This window comes from Streptomyces gottesmaniae (assembly GCF_031845845.1).
GTDB classification, from domain to species: Bacteria; Actinomycetota; Actinomycetes; order Streptomycetales; family Streptomycetaceae; genus Streptomyces; species Streptomyces akebiae.
Map to the genome: position 1 here is coordinate 92,880 of NZ_JAVRFJ010000003.1, position 17,211 is coordinate 110,090.

Here is a 17,211-nt window from a genome sequence, read left to right on the forward strand (position 1 = left end):
GCATGCGCGCCCTCGTCTCCCGTGCTCTTCTCCTGTCACCTCTGGTCTGCGGGGCACTGGTCCTCGGACCGGTCGGTACCGCCACCGCGGCGGTCGACGCGGGCCGGACCGCCGCCGACCGTGCCGCGACCCGGGCCGCCGCGGTGCCCGAACCCGATCTGGACGCCTTCTTCGACTCGTTGGAGAAGGAGATCGACGCGCTCGTGGCGAACGAGGAGGCGGAGGCGGACGCCATCGTCGACAAGGAGATCGCCGACATGGAGGCGCTCTTCGCGCAGCTCGAAAGCGACATGGACGCGCTGCTGGCGGGCCTCGACGCCGACACCGACGCGGCCGCAGAGACGGCGACCGGCACGGCCGCGGAGACGGCGACCGGCACGGCCACGGGGACCGACGCCGTCGGCACCGACGTGGACGAGCTGCTCGGCCAGCTGGACATGCTCGACCGCATGGACCGGAACGACGTGCTCGCCCCGCTGCTGGACGAGATGACCACCATCGCCAAGCTGGACGCCGACGAGCTGGACACCGCCGAGGCGGCCCGGCACATCGCGGCCCTGCGGACCGCCAACGCCACCGTTCAGCAGCGGTTGCAGAAGCTCGACGCGGCGGCCCCGGCCGGCTCCGACCGCGCCGCGGCGGCGGCCGACCCGGTCACGGATCTGCTGGCCGCGCTCCAGGCCGCGGTCGACGCGCTGCTGAAGGCGCTGACCTCGCTCGACCTGGGTGCGGTCCTGGGCGCGGTGACCGGTCTGCTCGCCCCGGTCCTCGGTGTCGTCACCGGCCTCCTGCAGCCGGTGCTCGGCCTGGTCACCGGTCTGCTCGGAGGACTGCTCGGCGGCCTGACCCCCTCGACGCTGCCGGCGGTTCCCGCGGCGTGACCCCACCCCGGCGGACCGCACACCGGGAGACCTGCCCCGGACCTCCGCATCAGGCACCCGCCCCGGCCATCGGCCGGGGCGCTGTGCTGTCCACCCGGTGCCTCAGTCCCCGTCCGGCGCGTCGCTGAGCCCCAGTCGCAGGTGCTCGACGTGATAGACGGCCTGGTCCAGCAGCTCGGCGACATGGTGGTCGTGCAGCGCGTACACCACCGAACGGCCCCGGCGCTCGCCCACGACCAGGCCGAGGTTGCGCAGCAGGCGCAGCTGGTGGGAGCAGGCGGACTGTTCCATCCCGACCTCGGCGGCCAACTCGGTCGCCGGGAGCGGCCCTTCGCGCAGCCTGGCCAGGATCAGCAGGCGGGACGGGGTGGAGAGAGCCTGGAGGGTGGTGGCCACCTTGGCGACGTTGGCCGCGTCCAGACGCACACGTGGGGCGGCGTCCTGCGCTGAGGTGACGGCTCCATGACCCATGGCGAGTATCTTACTCATCGCATATGAAGGCATGAATGAGTCTTCATGTGTTCCTGTATGGTGGCCCGCGTGTCTGTCACCCTCACCCCCACCCCGGCCCGCCGTACGTCCGCGCCCACGGCCCCCCGCCGCCGCACCCGCGTCCTGGCCCTCCCCGAGGCCCGCTGGGCGCTGACGTCCACCCTCGCCTTCCTGCTCGCCTTCCCCCTGGACCTGGCCGGAGCCTCCGCCTGGCTCTACGGCCCGCTCTACGTGCTCGCCTACGCGGCAGGCGGCTGGGAGCCCGCCCTCGAAGGGCTGCGGGCCCTGCGCGAGAAGAGCCTCGACGTCGACCTGCTGATGATCGTCGCGGCGCTGGGCGCGGCCGCGATCGGCCAGGTCCTCGACGGCGCCCTGCTGATCGTCATCTTCGCCACCTCCGGCGCCCTGGAGGCCCTCGCCACCGCCCGCACCGCGGACTCCGTACGGGGTCTGCTCGACCTCGCTCCCACCACGGCCACCCGGTTGTCGCCGGACGGCACGGCGGAGGAGACCGTGCCGACCGACCGGCTCGCCGTCGGTGACGTGGTGCTGGTCCGCCCCGGCGAGCGCATCGGCGCCGACGGCCGAGTCCTGGAGGGGCGGAGCGAGGCCGACCAGGCCACCATCACCGGCGAACCGCTGCCCGTCCCCAAGGCCCCGGGCGACGAGGTCTTCGCGGGCACCCTCAACGGCACGGGAGCGCTGCGCGTCCGTGTCGCACGGGACCCGGCCGACTCCGTGATCGCCCGCATCGTGAGCCTCGTCGAGGAGGCCTCCCGCACCAAGGCGCCGACCCAGCTCTTCATCGAGAAGGTCGAACAGCGGTACGCCGTCGGTGTCGTCGTCGCCACCCTCGCCGTCTTCGGCGTCCCCCTGGCCTTCGGCGAGGACCTCACGTCCGCGCTGCTCCGCGCCATGACCTTCATGATCGTCGCCTCACCCTGCGCGGTGGTCCTCGCCACCATGCCGCCGCTGCTCTCCGCCATCGCCAACGCCGGCCGCCACGGTGTCCTCGTGAAGTCGGCCGTCGCGATGGAGCGGCTGGGCGAGATCGACGCCGCCGCGCTCGACAAGACCGGCACACTCACCGAGGGCACGCCCGAGGTCGTCGCCGTACGACCGCTGCCGGGCTCCGGGCTCGACGAGGACGGGCTGCTGGCGCTGGCGGCGGCCGCCGAGTACCCGAGCGAACATCCGCTGGCCCGGGCGGTGGTGGCCGCCGCCGGGGCGCGGGGATTGCGGCCGGCCGTCGCCGAGGACTTCGTGGCCATGCCGGGCCGAGGGGTGCGGGCGACGGTCGAGGGGCACGTGGTGGCTGTGGGGCGGGTGGGGCAGCACGACGGCATCGGTGACGAGGCTGCCGGCCCCGGGGCGGTCGCCGAAGGGACGACCGTTCTCGTCGAGCGGGACGGGGTCGCCGTCGGGACGCTCGCCCTGGCCGACCGGACGCGTCATGACGCGCCCGCCGCGGTGGCCGCCCTCACCGCCCTGACCGGTGCGTCGCCGGTCCTGCTGACCGGGGACAACGCGCGAGCCGCCGCCCGGGTGGCGGCCGACACCGGCATCGACGACGTGCGGGCCGAGCTCTTGCCGGAGGGCAAGGTGGAGGCGGTGCGGGAGCTGCAGAACGGGGGCGCGAAGGTCCTGTTCGTCGGGGACGGGGTCAACGACGCGCCCGCCCTCGCCGCCGCGCACGCCGGGGTGGCCATGGGCCGGGCCGGCTCCGATCTCGCGTTGGAGACCGCGGACGCGGTGGTGGTGCGCGACGAGCTGCGCGCGATTCCGGCGGTGGTGCGGCTGTCGCGGGCGGCCCGGCGGTTGGTGGTGCAGAACCTGGTGATCGCGGGGGTGTGCATCGCGGTACTGGTGGTGTGGGACCTGGCGGGGCACCTGCCGCTGCCTCTCGGGGTGGCGGGGCACGAGGGGTCGACGGTCGTGGTCGGGTTGAACGGGCTGCGGTTGTTGCGGGAGGCCGCCTGGCGGAGGGCCGCGCGTGCCTGAGGGGGCCTTGGGCGCCTGAGGCCCCTTCCAGGGGCGCAGGCGCAGGTCACCTCCATGCTGATGTCGGATTTCCGCCAGCCCTCTCTCCTCCCCTCCCCGATGCTTGAGTCATGCGGAACGGGATGTACGCGGACACGGAACGGTGTGTGCGGGCCGTGCGGTCGAAGGACGCGCGGTTCGACGGGTGGTTCTTCACGGCCGTGCTGACCACACGGATCTACTGTCGGCCCAGCTGCCCGGTGGTGCCGCCCAAGGCGGAGAACATGACGTTCTACCCGAGTGCGGCCGCCTGCCAGCAGGCCGGTTTCCGGGCCTGCAAGCGGTGCCGGCCGGACACGAGTCCGGGGTCACCGGAGTGGGACCAGCGGGCCGACCTCGTGGCGCGGGCGATGCGGCTGGTGGGGGACGGGGTCGTGGACCGGGAGGGCGTGCCGGGGCTGGCCAGGCGGCTCGGCTACAGCGCCCGGCAGGTCGAGCGGCAACTGCTGGCCGAGCTGGGCGCCGGCCCCCTGGCACTCGCCCGGGCGCAGCGGGCGCAGACCGCGCGGCTGCTGATCGAGACCACCGCGCTGCCGATGGCGGAGATCGCGTTCGCCGCCGGGTTCGGGTCGATCCGGACGTTCAACGACACCGTGCGGGAGGTCTTCGCGCTGTCGCCCAGCGCACTGCGCGAGCGGGCCGCACGGTCGGCCCGCCGTCGGACCGAATCCCCGGGCACATCAGGGGTGTTGAGCCTCCGGCTGCCGTTCCGGGCCCCGCTCAACCCCGACAACCTCTTCGGTCACCTCGCCGCGACCGCCGTACCCGGGGTGGAGGAGTGGCGCGACGGCGCGTACCGGCGCACGCTCCGGTTGCCGTACGGTCACGGCATCGTCGCCCTCACGCCGGAGACCGACCACATCGCCTGTCGGCTCACCCTCGGCGATCTGCGTGACCTGCCCGTCGCCATCAGCCGCTGCCGCCGCATGCTCGATCTGGACGCCGACCCGGTCGCCGTCGACGAGCAACTGCGCACCGACCCCGTGCTCGCTCCGTTGGTGGACAAGGCGCCGGGGCGCCGGGTGCCGCGGACCGTCGACGAGGCCGAGTTCGCCGTACGGGCGGTGCTCGGCCAGCAGGTCTCCACGGCCGCCGCCCGGACCCACGCGGCCCGGCTGGTCGTCGCGCACGGCGAACCGGTCGACGATCCGGAAGGGGGGCTCACCCATCTCTTCCCGTCCCCCGGGCAGCTGGCGGACGTCGATCCCGAAACCCTCGCGATGCCACGCACCCGCCGGACCACGTTCACGACCTTGGTAGGACAACTCGCCGAAGGGACGCTGCACCTGGGCGTCGACAGCGACTGGGCCGAAACTCGTGCCCGGCTCCTCGCCCTGCCCGGGTTCGGCCCCTGGACCGTCGACGTCATCGCCATGCGCGCCCTCGGTGATCCGGACGCCTTCCTCGCCGGAGACCTCGGGATCCGGCGTGCGGCACGGGAGTTGGGCCTGCCCGCCACCCCGGCCGCCCTCGCGGCTCGGGCCGAGGCCTGGCGGCCGTGGCGGGCGTACGCGGTCCAGTACCTCTGGGCGACGGACAGCCACCCCATCAACTTTCTTCCCGTATGAGCCAGTTGCCGTGTCGGCCCGTCCGCCGGAGGCGCCGGCCGACCGACCTTGCGAGGACCACCCCATGAACCAGCAGAAGCGGCACACCGTCGTCGACAGCCCCTACGGCCCCCTCACCCTCGTCGCCGACGACGGTGTCCTGTGCGGCCTCTACATGACCGAGCAGCGCCACCGCCCGCCGGAGGAGAACTTCGGCGTACGCGACGACTCCGCCTTCGCCGAGCCCCGCGAACAGCTGGACGCCTACTTCACGGGCGAGTTGCGGGTGTTCACCCTCGAACTGAGGCTGCGGGGCACCCCGTTCCAGCGTCAGGTCTGGGAACAACTCGTCCGGATCCCCTACGGCGAAACCCGCTCGTACGGCGAACTCGCGGGCGCCCTGGGCAACCCCAAGGCGTCCCGCGCGGTCGGCATGGCCAACGGCAGGAACCCCGTCGGCATCATCGTCCCCTGCCACCGCGTGGTCGGCTCCGACGGCAGCCTCACCGGATACGGCGGCGGCACGGAGCGCAAGCAGCGCCTGCTGGACTTCGAGCGGGGCACGGCACTCTTCTGAGCGGCCCGGCCCGCGGGTCTCTCAGTCGCTCGCCGCGCGGATCCCCCGCAGCACCTCGGGCAACGCCGTTCCGATCGGCTCCCGTACGACCTCGTCCGCCCGCTCGTCGTACGGGGTCGGCTCGGCGTTGACGATGATCAGGCGGGCCCCGTGGTCGGCGGCGACGCCGGCGAGCCCGGCGGCGGGCTGCACCTGGAGGCTGCTGCCGACGGCGATGAAGATCTGGCAGGCCTTGGTGATCGCCACGGCCTCGCCGAGGACCACCGGGTCGAGGCGCTCGCCGAACATGACGGTGGCCGACTTCAGCACGCCCCCGCACTCCAGACAGGGCGGGTCCGCCTCACCGGCCTCGACCCGGGCGAGCGCGTCCTCCATCGGCATCCGGGCGTGGCACCCGACGCACACCACGGACCGGGCCGAGCCGTGCAGCTCCAGAACCTTGCGGGCCGGCATCCCGGCCAGCTGGTGCAGCCCGTCCACGTTCTGCGTGATCACCCGCACCGGCACCCCGGACCGCTCCAGCTCGGCCACCGCCCGGTGCGCCACGTTCGGCTCGGCTTGCAGCGTCCGGTTCTGCCGCCGCATCTGCCAGGAGCGTCGGCGGATCTCCGGATCACCCATGTAGTACTCGTACGTCACCAGCTTCTCGGCCTCCGGATCCCGCCGCCACAGGCCGTTCGGGCCCCGGTAGTCGGGGATGCCGGAGTCGGTGGAGATGCCTGCGCCACTGAGGAGGGCGACGAGGGGCTTGTTCATGGGGCGAGGGTAGGTCGGCTGTCCGGCCGGGGCGAGCGGATAACGGAGTGGCGCGGTCAGGAGGCGGGCAGGCCGTACGTGCGGTCGTAGTGCTGGGCGACCAGGACGCCGCTGTGGTCGCAGGCGAGCTGCCAGTCGTTGAAGCCGGTCTCCAGGCCGTCGGTGAAGTTCCACAGGAGTCTGCCCTTGGCGGCGCCGATCGCGTAGAAGCCGTCCTTGTTCTTGTAGGCGGGGACGTAGACCGCCTCGGGCCCCGCCGTGATCGGCTGGTCGATGTTGAGGCGCGGGGTGGGGCAGAACCAGCGGCGGGCGCCGGTGCCGGCGTTGAACGCGTACACGCCGGCGGGGTCGGTTCCGGTGACGTAGACGGTGTTGCCGTAACCGCCGAGGGAGGCGAACATGCCGCGCTCGGGCTTCACCCGCCAGCGGACCTCGCCGGTGGTGAGGTCCAGGGCCTTGAGCTCCTGGCCGATGGCGAACACCGAGCGGTTGACGACGGCGAGCCCCGGCCGCAGGTCGTAGCCGACCGGGTGCTTCCACAGGACGCCGGAGCTGGTGGTGTCCCGGACCGTGACGTTGCGCAGTCCGTCGGCGTAGACGAAGTAGCCGGGGATGATGACCGGCGCCAGCTTGACGCCCACGTCCTCCGGGCTGATGGGGATGACCTCGGCGCGGCGGGCCGCGAGGTCGACGCCGAACACCGTGTCCGTGGACGTCGCCACGCCCTGCTCCTCGGACTCGCGCCGGAGCCGGACACCGATGACGGAGATGGCCCGGTCGTCGACACCGCCGAGCAGGGTGATGAAGCGGAAGTCCGGCCCGAAGTCGATGGTGAAACGTTCCGTTCCGTCGATCGGATCGACCCCGATCACCGTCGACCCCTCGCCGAGCGCGATCGCCGCGTCGAAGGCCAGCACGGCCGGGGTGGGCGACTGGCTGATGCCCTCGTAGACCCATCTGGGCCGGGTACCGTCCTTGAGGTCGAGACAGACCAGGTCACCCGGGCGGGTCTTCACCAGGGCCGTGCCGTCGTTGAAGACGGCGGGCGCCTGGAGCAGCGGACCGCCGCGATAGGTCCACAGCGGCTTCGGAGCCGGGCCCGCGGGCTCGGTGGAACGCACGGCCGGCTTCTTCCGGCGGCTGAGCACCAGGCCGGCACCGACCGCGGCCGCGGCGGAACCCGCCGACACGGTGAGGACCGTACGCCGCGACGGACCGGGCCGCGGTACGGCACGACGGTGCCCGGAGGCGCGGTACGGCTCCGGCTCCTCGGGAGCGGGACGGGGCTCGGCGCCCGCGGAGGGCGCCGCTCCGGCCGACGAATCGCCGCCGGTCCGGCCCGAGCCGTCGTAGGGGCTTTCGTACGGGACGTTGTACGGGACGTCGTACGGGCCGCCGGAGTCGCTCGCCGACGGACTGTCCGTGACGCGGGGCGCCCCCGTCCGTTCGAAGTCGTAGGCGGCTCGGCCCCCCGGCGCGTCGTACGCGGCCCGGTCCGGCCGGGGCGCGTAGGCGAGACGTTCCTGCTGGAAGTCGTACGCCTCCCGCTCCCGGTCGGCCTCGGTGGAGCGGAGGACGACCGGGCCGTCCGGCCCGGTGTCGAGGCTCTTGACCGCCGCCGCGCGGAGGGCGACCGAGGAGGCCACCGACGGGGGCAGCCAGCCGTCCGCCGTCAGGTGCTCCACACCGCCGGGCGCGCAGGCGGCGGCCAGCTTGTCCGGAGTGATCCGCAGCCGGGGGTCCTTGGTGAGACAGAGGTTGATGATCTTGTCGAGCGGTTCGGGCACACCTGTCAGGTCGGGCGTGCTGTGCACCACCTGGTACAGGAGCGTGGCCGCCGCGCTGCCGCTGAACGGAGCGTGCCCGGACGCGGCGAAGGTGAGCACCGAGCCCAGCGAGAAGATGTCCCCCTCGGGGCCCAGCGGCTCGCCCGTGGCCTGCTCGGGACACATGTACTCGAAGGAGCCGAAGAGCGCGCCGGAGCGGGTGAGATCGTAGCCGTCGCTCGCCCGGACGATGCCGAAGTCGATGACGCGCGGGCCGTCGGCGGCGAGCAGCACGTTGGAGGGCTTCAGGTCGCGGTGCACCAGCCCGGCCGCCTGCACCGAGATGAGCGCCTCGGCGACGCCGGCGCCCAGCACGAGCACCGACTCCACCGGCAGCGGGCCGTGCGCGGCGACCGCCTCGGCCACGGTGGGGCCGGCGATGTAGTCGGTGGCCAGCCAGGGGATGGGGGCCTCGGGGTCGGCGTCGACGACGGGCGCGGTGTACCTGCCGCCGACCGCCCCGGCGGCCTCCACCTCACGGCGGAAGCGGACGCGGAAGTTCTTGTCCCCCATCAGCTCGGGACGGATGGCCTTGACCGCGAGGGTCCGCCCCTGCGGAGAGCGCGCCAGATAGACCCGTCCCATCCCTCCTGCGCCGAGCCGCGCCACGAGACGGTAGGGACCTAGCTCCTCGGGATCGTCTGAGCCCAGTGGTTCCATGACCTCAGCTGCCTGTTCGGTGATGACGGGCGGGAAACGGCCCGCAGGTGGGGGGGAGAGACCGACTGCTCCGGGCGGCTCCCGGTGACCGTTCCCCCTGGGGCTCCGGATCTCCCGGTGCCACGGCCCGCCCCCGGGCCGCCGGTCACGGGTGTCCCAAGTGCTGCCCCGGTTCCCGAGCGAGGCAACGGGGCGCGATCGCTCGGACGGGGGTGACGTCAGCCTAGATGCTGAAGTGACGAACGGGCAGCGTTTTCAGCCACCGCTTTAAACTTCCATTAAGTGGAAGGTTCATTCATTTAACGTTCTGTGCAGGGCCAGTTGACGAGAGGTCAGCTGACTCCTGTCAACGGCGGGCCGCAGCCGGACGGCACCGCGGTGGCCGGTCCTCGCCCGTTCAGACGACCCGCTCGCCGTTCTCCAATTCGACCGGCCCCGTGCCCTCCGCCAGCGCGTCGAGGGCGGCGAGGACCCGGGAGCCGAGCGGTCCGAGGAGATACCCGGAGAGTTCGGCGCGCGGGACGAGCCGCCACGACAGCAACTCCTCCTCCTGCAGCCGGATCCGCTTCAGATCCTCCTCGTCGAGCACCCCGCCGTCGTACACGTACGCCACCAGCGGCGGCCGCCCCACGCCCTGCACCCAGTCCACGGCGAGCAGCCGACCCGGCTCGACGTCCAGCCCGATCTCCTCCAGCGTCTCGCGCCGGGCCCCCTGCCTCGGGGTCTCGCCGTCGTCCGACTCGATCGTCCCGCCCGGAAGGGCCCATCCCGCACGGTAGTTGGGCTCGACGAGGAGCACACGGCCCTCGGCGTCCCGGAAGATCGCGGCGGCGCCGGAGAGGACACGGGGCAGGCTCGCGATGTATGCGGCGTAGTCCGGAGTCGTCATCCGCCCAGCGTAGACGGCCCGCGAAGGCGGGAGATCGGCGCTCGGGGAGCGGAAGGACCGGCGCTCAGGAGCCGAAGTCCTCCGCCAACCGCACCGTGCGCTCCGCGAGTTCGCTGATGCGCACCCCGTCGAAACCGAAGACGGCGCTGCGCACGGTGTCCTCCAACGGGTCCTTCCACCGGTCCGGGATCGCCGCCGCCCCGCACAGCACACCCGCCACCGAACCGGCGGTGGCACCGTTCGAGTCGGTGTCCAGGCCGCCCCGGACGGTCAGCGCGAGGGTGCGGGTGAAGTCGCCCTCGCCGTACAACAGCCCGGCCGTGAGCACGGCCGCGTTCGGCACGACGTGGATCCAGCCGAGCCCGGCCGTCTCCTCGTCCACCGTCGTGAGCGTCTCCTCCCAGGGGAGTCCCGCGTCGTACAGCGACACGACCCGCCGCACGGTCCGGGCCAGCCGGCTGCTCGCCGGGACCACCGCCAGCGCCTCGTCCAGGGCCGCCCTCGCCCCCGGTGCGGTGAACGCCGCCGAAATCAGTGCCGCCGCCCACATCGCCCCGTACACACCGTTGCCGGTGTGCGACAGCACCGCGTCGCGCCGGGCCAGCGAGGCCGCGCGCCGGGGCAGGCCCGGGGAGGTCCAGCCGAAGACATCGGCACGGATCAGGGCGCCGATCCACTCCTGGTAGGGGTTGTCGTAGGTGGCCGTCAGCGGCGGCTTCAGCCCGCTCGCGAGGTTGCGGTACGCCGCCCGCTCCGCCGTGAAGGTCTGGAGGTACGGCAGCCGCAGCAGCCACAGGTCACCGACCTGCTCGGTACTGAACGCGAAGCCGTGCGTCTCCAGCAGGTGCAGCCCGAGGATCGCGTAGTCCACGTCGTCGTCGCGGCAGCTGCCGTGGATCCGGCCGCGTACGCAGGCGCGCCACTCCGGCCGCAGCGCGAGCCCGTCGCTCTCGGTGGCCGGCTCCGGGAGGTAGTCGGTGAGCGGCAGAGCCCCCGCCTGCCGCAGATAGCGGTCGATCCGCTCCCGCGACCACACCAGCCCATGCTCGACCGGCTTGCCGAGCATGTTCCCCGCGATCCGGCCCAGCCAGCCCCCGAGCACCCGGTCGGCGAGCTCGGCACCGACCGGTGGCGCGAGGGGGGTCGTGGTCGTGGGCGTCATGTCCGAAGGTCTACCTGATTCCGCCCGATTCCGCGCACGGTCGCCCGGTTAGTGCCGCGGCGGGCAACGTTCGCCCGTCAAGGAGCGGCGTCCGGTGCGTGCTCTCGGTGTGCCGGCCGGAAGCCCTCGTACTGGACGTACTCGGGCTTTCGGCCGGTGCGGCGAGAGGGCGTGCCGGGCGTCGCGACGGGGTGAACGTTGTCTGTCGCGGCACTAGGACCGTCGGGTGTCCCGTGCCTGCTGTCCGGTGGGGGGTGTTCGCTGGGCGGGACGGGGCATGACGTACCGGGGCCGGGGCGGTTAGGGTCGCAGCGGCGCGACTGCCTTGACGTGCGCAAGGCCCGATGAGCGAGGGGAACGCAAGGTGGCGAACGCCGCAGTGGACGGGATCGACACGGACACGGCCGAGCCGCGGGTGCTGATCGCCGCGGACAAGTTCAAGGGCACGTTGACGGCCGTCCAGGTCGCCGAGCGGGTCACGGCGGGCCTGCGCCGGGTCCTGCCCGACCTGGAGGTCGAGGCGCTGCCGGTCGCCGACGGTGGTGACGGCACGGTGGCCGCGGCGGTCGCGGCCGGTTTCGAACGGCGCGAGGTGCGGGTCGCCGGCCCGCTCGGTGAGCCCGTCACCGCCGCCTACGCGCTGCGCGGTGACACGGCCGTCGTGGAGATGGCCGAGGCGAGCGGGCTGCAGCGACTGCCCGCCGGGGTCTTCGCACCGCTCACGGCCTCCACGTACGGCTCCGGAGAGCTGTTGCGCGCCGCGCTCGACGCGGGCGCCCGCACGATCGTGTTCGGCGTCGGCGGCAGCGCCACGACGGACGGCGGCGCGGGCATGCTCGCCGCGCTCGGCGCGCGCTTCCTGGACGCGGCGGGGGAGCCCGTCGGGCCCGGCGGCGGAGGCCTGCGCGACCTGGTGACGGCGGACCTGTCGGGCCTCGACGAGAGGCTCACGGCGGTCGACCTCGTGCTGGCGAGCGACGTCGACAACCCGCTGACGGGTCCGAAGGGCGCTCCGGCCGTGTACGGCCCGCAGAAGGGCGCGAGCCCCGCGGACGTGGCGACGCTGGACGCGGCCCTGACGCACTTCGCGGCCGTCCTGGAGAAGACGGCCGGGCCGCGCGCCGCCGAGCACGCCCTCGCCCCCGGCGCGGGCGCCGCGGGCGGTATCGGCTACGGCGCCCTCGTCCTCGGAGCCCGTTTCCGCCCCGGCATCGAGGTCATGCTCGACGTCCTCGGCTTCGCGCCGGCGCTGGAGAAGGCCACGCTGGTGATCACCGGCGAGGGCTCCCTCGACGAGCAGACCCTGCACGGCAAGGCCCCGGCCGGGGTCGCCGCGGCCGCCCGCGCCGCCGGCAAGGAGGTCGTGGCCGTCTGCGGCCGTCTGGCCCTGCCGCCGAAGGCCCTGGGCCGGGCCGGCATCCGTCGGGCGTACCCCCTGACGGATGCCGAACCGGACGTGGCACGCTGCCTCGCCGACCCGGGGCCGATCCTGGAGCGGGTGGCCGAGGGGATCGCCAGGGACTTCCTCACCTGACCTCTACGGCAGGTGGATCAGATTGCCGTCCAGTTCCCTGAAGTAGCTACCGCTGCCGAGGCCTTCCACCTTGCCGTTCTTGAGCCAGTGCTTCGAGAAGTGGTGGATGGCCTCGGCGACGGTCTCCCAGACGAGGGAGTGGCCCGACTCCTCGAAGCAGAACATCAGTTTCTTCGATCCCGCGATGGCCTTGTAGAGGGCCGGTACGGAGAAGTTGAGGTTGTCGGGCATCGGCGTCGTGGTGTTGGCGGTCCGGTCGTTCTGCCCGTAGAGGATGAGCACGGGAACGCGGCCACCGAGCACGTACTTGTTCTCGCGCATGAGCGGCACGGTGTGGTTGTTCCAGCCCCACCAGTAGGTGTTCCGGTAGCGCAGGACCCCTTCGGGCTCGCCTCCGTTCACCCTGGGGCCCCACTTGCTGCCCTCGTGGTCGTTCTGCATGCAGGCCTCCCACGCCAGCTCGGCGATGCCGGGCTCCCACAGGGCGGCGGGGCCGGTGAGCGCGGCCTGGAACCCTGTCTTGCTGGAGACATGCATCGGGAAACCGGGCAGGGGCAGATTGTCGACCGCTTCCTCCGGAAGCCCGAAGGGATCGTCGGGCTTCTCCGACCACCGCCCCTTCGGCGGGAACATCGGGGCGAGGAGGAAAAGGCTCCTGACGTCCTCGGGGTGCTGGAGTGCGTAGGGGCCCATCACGAACGCGGCCGCGGACCAGCCCACGAAGTGGATCGGCTTGTTCGCGTCGGCAAGGCTCCTGATGTGCTTGACGACCGACTTCACCTCTGCCCACTCGCTCTGTGAGTTGCCCAGCTGGTAGGGGTACGGGGGCGGGGGAGTGCACGGTTCCGGCAGAGGGTTGGGGACGAGCACCGGCGCCTGCTGGGCGGGGTTGGCGTTGCACGGCACGTCCATCATCGGGCGGGGTGACCGTCCGGAGCCCTGAAGGTCCATGATGAAGACGTCGAAGCCGGCCTTCGCCAGTTCCTGTGCCCAGCTGTACCGGGTCGGGTTCTCGCCGGGCACCGGTGCGAGGTCGAAGCCCGGGAGCGCCGGCACGCTTCTGCCGTGCAGCATCAGCACCGGCTGGCGGTCGTCGCCTTGGGTGCCGTTGTACTCCCGGACGGGCAGCTCCACCTCGATGCCCTCGTTCGCCGGGACCTGAGAAACGTGCTTCACCTTGTGTTCTTTGAGTGTGTACGAGGTCATGCTCTTCTCCTGACGGTCGAAAGGGATCAACTGATGTGAAATCCACCCCTTTCCACCGTCCACCTCTTCCTCACCCCCAGCAACTGGAGCCCCACACGAGGTAGTTGACCCCTCAAGGGCAAACAGCGACGCCCTTGAACGCGAAACGGGTGTGGCCCGAGCCGAATCGGCTCGGGCCACACCCGTCAGTGCTGGAGCGGAGCGTCAGGGCAGCTGCGCCGCCCGCGCCTCGCGCCGGTTGTCGCGGAAGTTGTTCACGCGGCGTGCCGTGGCGAAGAGCGGGATGACCGCGCCCATGACGAGCTGCAGGGCGCAACCGGTCTGGAGCAGGAGCTGACCGCCGGGGGCGTCGAAGGCCCAGGCCGCCAGGAGACCCATCGCGAGGACGATCCAGGTGAGCACCGCGCCCGCGAGGGGACCCCGCGGCTTCGGGTACTCGACACGGCTCACCATCAGCCACGCGACGCCGACGATGGCCAGCAGCGTCGCCACGAAGGGCAGCTCGAGAAGCACGATCGAGATGACCGTCAGCGCCCCGAACGGCGACGGCATGCCCTGGAAGGTGCCGTCCTTCACCGTCACGCAGGAGAATCTCGCGAGCCTCAGCACCACGGCCAGCAGCACGACGATCGCCCCCACCGCCGCCACCCGCTGGTGGGCGTCGTCCGCGACCATGCCGTAGACGAGGACGAAGTACGCCGGCGCGAGGCCGAAGCTGATCAGGTCGGAGAGGTTGTCCAGCTCCGCGCCCATCGGCGAGGAGCGGAGCTTGCGCGCCACCAGCCCGTCGAACAGGTCGAAGATCGCCGCGCACAGCATCAGGATCACCGCGGTGGCCGCGCTGTGCCGGGCCATGCCCGACTCCTGGCTGCCGGTGAGGTGCGGGATCAGGATGCCCGTGGTGGTGAAGTACACGGCCATGAAGCCGCACGTGGCGTTGCCCAGGGTGAGCGTGTCCGCTATCGACAGGCGGAGCGACAGCGGCATCTCCTCCGCGTCGTCCTCCACCTCGTCCACGTCGGGCACCCAGCCCGCCCCGGTCTGGCCGGGTTGGGTCTCCGGATCAGTCACGGTCAATGCGAGTCACCCCAGCCACGGTCTTCTGGCCCACCTCGACGTCGATCTCCACACCCTCGGGCAGGTAGATGTCGACGCGAGAGCCGAAGCGGATCAGCCCGATCCGGTCACCCTGCTCGACCTTGGTGCCCTCGGGGATGTACGGAACGATGCGGCGAGCCACGGCGCCGGCGATCTGGATCATCTCGATGTCACCGAGTTCGGTGTCGAAGTGCCAGACGACGCGCTCGTTGTGCTCGCTCTCCTTGTTGAACGCCGGTACGAACCCACCCGGGATGTGCTCCACGGACGTCACGGTGCCGGAGAGCGGCGCGCGGTTGACGTGGACGTTGAGCGGGCTCATGAAGATCGCGACGCGGGTGCGGCCGTCCTTCCACGGCATGATGCTCTGCACCACTCCGTCGGCGGGCGAGATGACCCGGCCCTGGGCGATCTCACGCTCGGGGTCGCGGAAGAACCACAGCATGCCCGCCGCCAGCGCGGTGGCGGGTACGGCCACGGCCCGGGCGGCGCCGGAGCGGCGCGAACGGGCGAGGCTGAGTGCTGCGGTGGCGACGGTCGGGAGAAGCCACGGCGATGCTCCGCGCGCGAGCCGTACGCCGGCCAGGCTGTCGCGTGGTGCAGAGGTTTGGCTGTGGGGCATGGATGACCTTCGTAGCGGATGATGCCGCGCGGTGACTGGGGACGGCGGCTTTCCGGGATCGTACCGGTCGCGGACCGCAACTGGGCAAGCCAGGAAGCCGAGTCGACGGCCGAAGAGTTCTGACGGGGTGTGATCTTCTTCTCGAAGAAAACACCCCGAACCAGACATCCGTCCCTGGACCAACCGCGTACTAGCCCTGGAATCGATACTCTTCGAGCAGCCGGCGACCGATGATCATTTTCTGGATTTCGGCGGTACCTTCACCGATCAGCAGCATCGGCGCCTCACGGTAGAGGCGCTCGATCTCGTACTCCTTGGAGAAGCCGTAACCGCCGTGGATCCGGAAAGCGTCCTCGACGACCTCTTTGCAGTATTCAGAGGCGAGGTACTTCGCCATCCCTGCTTCGAGGTCGTTTCGTTCGCCCGAGTCCTTTTTGCGAGCCGCGTTGACCATCATCGCATGCGCGGCCTCGACCTTGGTAGCCATCTCGGCCAGCTTGAACTGGATCGCCTGGTGCTGAGCGATCTGCTTGCCGAAAGTGTGACGCTGCTGGGCGTACCGGACACCGAGCTCGAACGCACGCTGAGCGACGCCGCAACCACGGGCGGCCACATTCACCCGGCCGACCTCGACGCCGTCCATCATTTGGTAAAACCCTCGACCCGTCGTGCCGCCGAGTACACGATTGGCCGGAATGCGCAGGTCGTCCATGATGAGCTCGGTCGTGTCGACGCCCTTGTAGCCCATCTTGTCGATCTTCCCCGGAATGGTGAGGCCGGGGAGGACCTCTCCGAAGCCGGGCTCCTTCTCGATCAAGAAGGTCGTCATCGACTTGTGGGGCGCCGTGCCCTCGGGGTGTCCTTCGTCACTTCGGACGAGAACGGCGACGAGCGTTGACGTTCCGCCGTTCGTCAGCCACATCTTCTGACCGTTCAGGACGTACTCGTCGCCGTCCTTGACCGCCTTCGATGTGATCGCCGACACATCCGAGCCGAGCCCCGGCTCCGACATCGAGAAGGCGCCCCGGACGTCCCCGGCCGCCATCCGCGGCAGGAAGTGGTCCTTCTGTTCCTGCGTGCCGTGCTGCTTCAGCATGTACGCCACGATGAAGTGCGTGTTGATGATCCCGGACACGGACATCCAGCCCCGGGCGATCTCCTCCACGCACAGCGCGTACGTGAGGAGGGACTCGCCCAGACCGCCGTACTCCTCGGGGATCATCAGACCGAACAGGCCCAGCTCCTTGAGCCCGTCGACGATCGCTTGCGGGTACTCGTCGCGGTGCTCCAGCTCGGTCGCGACCGGGATGATCTCCTTGTCCACGAAGTCACGGACGGTGGACAGGATCTCCTGCTGGACGTCCGTGAGACCGTGGGTCTGGGCGAGTCGTGCCATGGCTACTTCTCCTGCTCCCTGAGCTCGGGGCGGCCCGGCTGCTCGCCGCCGCGCTCCTTGATGTAGGTCTCGGTGGGCACCATGACCTTGCGGCGGAACACGCACACCAGCGTGCCGTCCTGCTTGTAGCCCTTGGTCTCCACGTACACGATGCCGCGGTCGTTCTTCGACTTCGATGGCCACTTGTCGAGCACGGTCGTCTGGCCGTAGATCGTGTCGCCGTGGAAGGTCGGCGCCACGTGCCGCAGCGACTCGATCTCCAGGTTGGCGATCGCCTTGCCCGAGACGTCCGGCACGGACATGCCGAGCAGCAGCGAGTAGATGTAGTTCCCGACCACGACGTTCTTGCCGAAGTCCGTCGTCTTCTCGGCGTAGTTGACGTCCATGTGGAGCGGGTGGTGGTTCATGGTGAGGAGACAGAAGAGGTGGTCGTCGTACTCCGTGACCGTCTTGCCGGGCCAGTGCTTGTAGACCGCCCCGACCTCGAACTCCTCGTAGGTGCGTCCGAACTGCATCGCGCTCAGG

The 17,211-nt window shown here is 71.3% G+C and carries 15 protein-coding genes; 5 read left to right on the plus strand and 10 right to left on the minus strand.

From position 1 onward, the window contains the following. Window positions 1-2: 2 nt before the first annotated feature. Window positions 3-881 (plus strand): hypothetical protein, encoded by an 879-nt coding sequence (locus tag RM704_RS04615; protein ID WP_033529835.1) that lies wholly within the window; start codon window positions 3-5, stop codon window positions 879-881. A gap of 102 nt (window positions 882-983) precedes the next feature. On the opposite strand, the gene RM704_RS04620 is transcribed toward RM704_RS04615, so the two are convergent. Next, on the minus strand, window positions 984-1,352 hold the full coding sequence (locus tag RM704_RS04620; protein WP_033529834.1) for an ArsR/SmtB family transcription factor: 369 nt from the start codon (window positions 1,350-1,352) through the stop codon (window positions 984-986). A gap of 57 nt (window positions 1,353-1,409) precedes the next feature. On the opposite strand from RM704_RS04620, the gene RM704_RS04625 reads away from it, so the two are divergent. From RM704_RS04625 to RM704_RS04635, 3 genes are all read left to right on the plus strand, one after another. Next, entirely contained in the window at window positions 1,410-3,374 is a 1,965-nt protein-coding gene (locus tag RM704_RS04625) for a heavy metal translocating P-type ATPase (protein WP_107072376.1), read from the plus strand. 110 nt (window positions 3,375-3,484) lie between these two features. Next, window positions 3,485-4,981, plus strand: coding sequence for a DNA-3-methyladenine glycosylase 2 family protein (locus RM704_RS04630; RefSeq protein ID WP_078937282.1), 1,497 nt, complete (start codon window positions 3,485-3,487; stop codon window positions 4,979-4,981). 64 nt (window positions 4,982-5,045) lie between these two features. Further along, window positions 5,046-5,537, plus strand: coding sequence for a methylated-DNA--[protein]-cysteine S-methyltransferase (locus RM704_RS04635; RefSeq protein WP_033529832.1), 492 nt, complete (start codon window positions 5,046-5,048; stop codon window positions 5,535-5,537). A 21-nt stretch (window positions 5,538-5,558) separates the two neighbouring features. Here the strand turns inward: RM704_RS04635 and RM704_RS04640 are convergent, their stop codons facing one another. From RM704_RS04640 to RM704_RS04655, 4 genes are all read right to left on the minus strand, one after another. After that, complete coding sequence (locus RM704_RS04640) at window positions 5,559-6,293, minus strand: SIR2 family NAD-dependent protein deacylase (RefSeq protein ID WP_033529831.1); 735 nt, start codon at window positions 6,291-6,293, stop codon at window positions 5,559-5,561. A gap of 56 nt (window positions 6,294-6,349) precedes the next feature. Next, window positions 6,350-8,704, minus strand: a complete 2,355-nt coding sequence (locus RM704_RS04645) for a serine/threonine-protein kinase (RefSeq protein ID WP_438828887.1) — start codon at window positions 8,702-8,704, stop codon at window positions 6,350-6,352. A gap of 472 nt (window positions 8,705-9,176) precedes the next feature. Then, a complete protein-coding gene (locus tag RM704_RS04650; protein ID WP_033529829.1) occupies window positions 9,177-9,668 on the minus strand; it encodes an NUDIX domain-containing protein in 492 nt (163 codons plus the stop codon). Between the two features lie 64 nt (window positions 9,669-9,732). Next, on the minus strand, window positions 9,733-10,830 hold the full coding sequence (locus RM704_RS04655) for an ADP-ribosylglycohydrolase family protein (protein ID WP_052146262.1): 1,098 nt from the start codon (window positions 10,828-10,830) through the stop codon (window positions 9,733-9,735). Window positions 10,831-11,194: 364 nt separating this feature from the next. Between RM704_RS04655 and RM704_RS04660 the strand changes: the two genes are divergently transcribed. Next, window positions 11,195-12,364, plus strand: a complete 1,170-nt coding sequence (locus RM704_RS04660; RefSeq protein WP_192829761.1) for a glycerate kinase — start codon at window positions 11,195-11,197, stop codon at window positions 12,362-12,364. A 3-nt stretch (window positions 12,365-12,367) separates the two neighbouring features. On the opposite strand, the gene RM704_RS04665 is transcribed toward RM704_RS04660, so the two are convergent. The 5 genes from RM704_RS04665 to RM704_RS04685 all read right to left on the minus strand — a co-directional run bounded on the left by RM704_RS04665 (window position 12,368) and on the right by RM704_RS04685 (window position 17,201). After that, window positions 12,368-13,570: an alpha/beta hydrolase gene (locus tag RM704_RS04665; protein WP_052146261.1), complete on the minus strand. Its 1,203-nt coding sequence runs from the start codon at window positions 13,568-13,570 to the stop codon at window positions 12,368-12,370. A 204-nt stretch (window positions 13,571-13,774) separates the two neighbouring features. Continuing rightward, a complete protein-coding gene (gene pssA, locus RM704_RS04670) occupies window positions 13,775-14,596 on the minus strand; it encodes a CDP-diacylglycerol--serine O-phosphatidyltransferase (protein WP_033529828.1) in 822 nt (273 codons plus the stop codon). 37 nt (window positions 14,597-14,633) lie between these two features. Then, window positions 14,634-15,290, minus strand: coding sequence for a phosphatidylserine decarboxylase (locus RM704_RS04675; protein ID WP_033529827.1), 657 nt, complete (start codon window positions 15,288-15,290; stop codon window positions 14,634-14,636). A gap of 190 nt (window positions 15,291-15,480) precedes the next feature. Beyond that, the gene (locus RM704_RS04680) at window positions 15,481-16,686 is read right to left on the minus strand and encodes an acyl-CoA dehydrogenase family protein (protein WP_033529826.1); all 1,206 of its coding nucleotides are present in this window, start codon (window positions 16,684-16,686) and stop codon (window positions 15,481-15,483) included. 2 nt (window positions 16,687-16,688) lie between these two features. Further along, on the minus strand, window positions 16,689-17,201 hold the full coding sequence (locus tag RM704_RS04685; RefSeq protein ID WP_033529825.1) for a MaoC family dehydratase: 513 nt from the start codon (window positions 17,199-17,201) through the stop codon (window positions 16,689-16,691). Window positions 17,202-17,211: the final 10 nt, after the last annotated feature.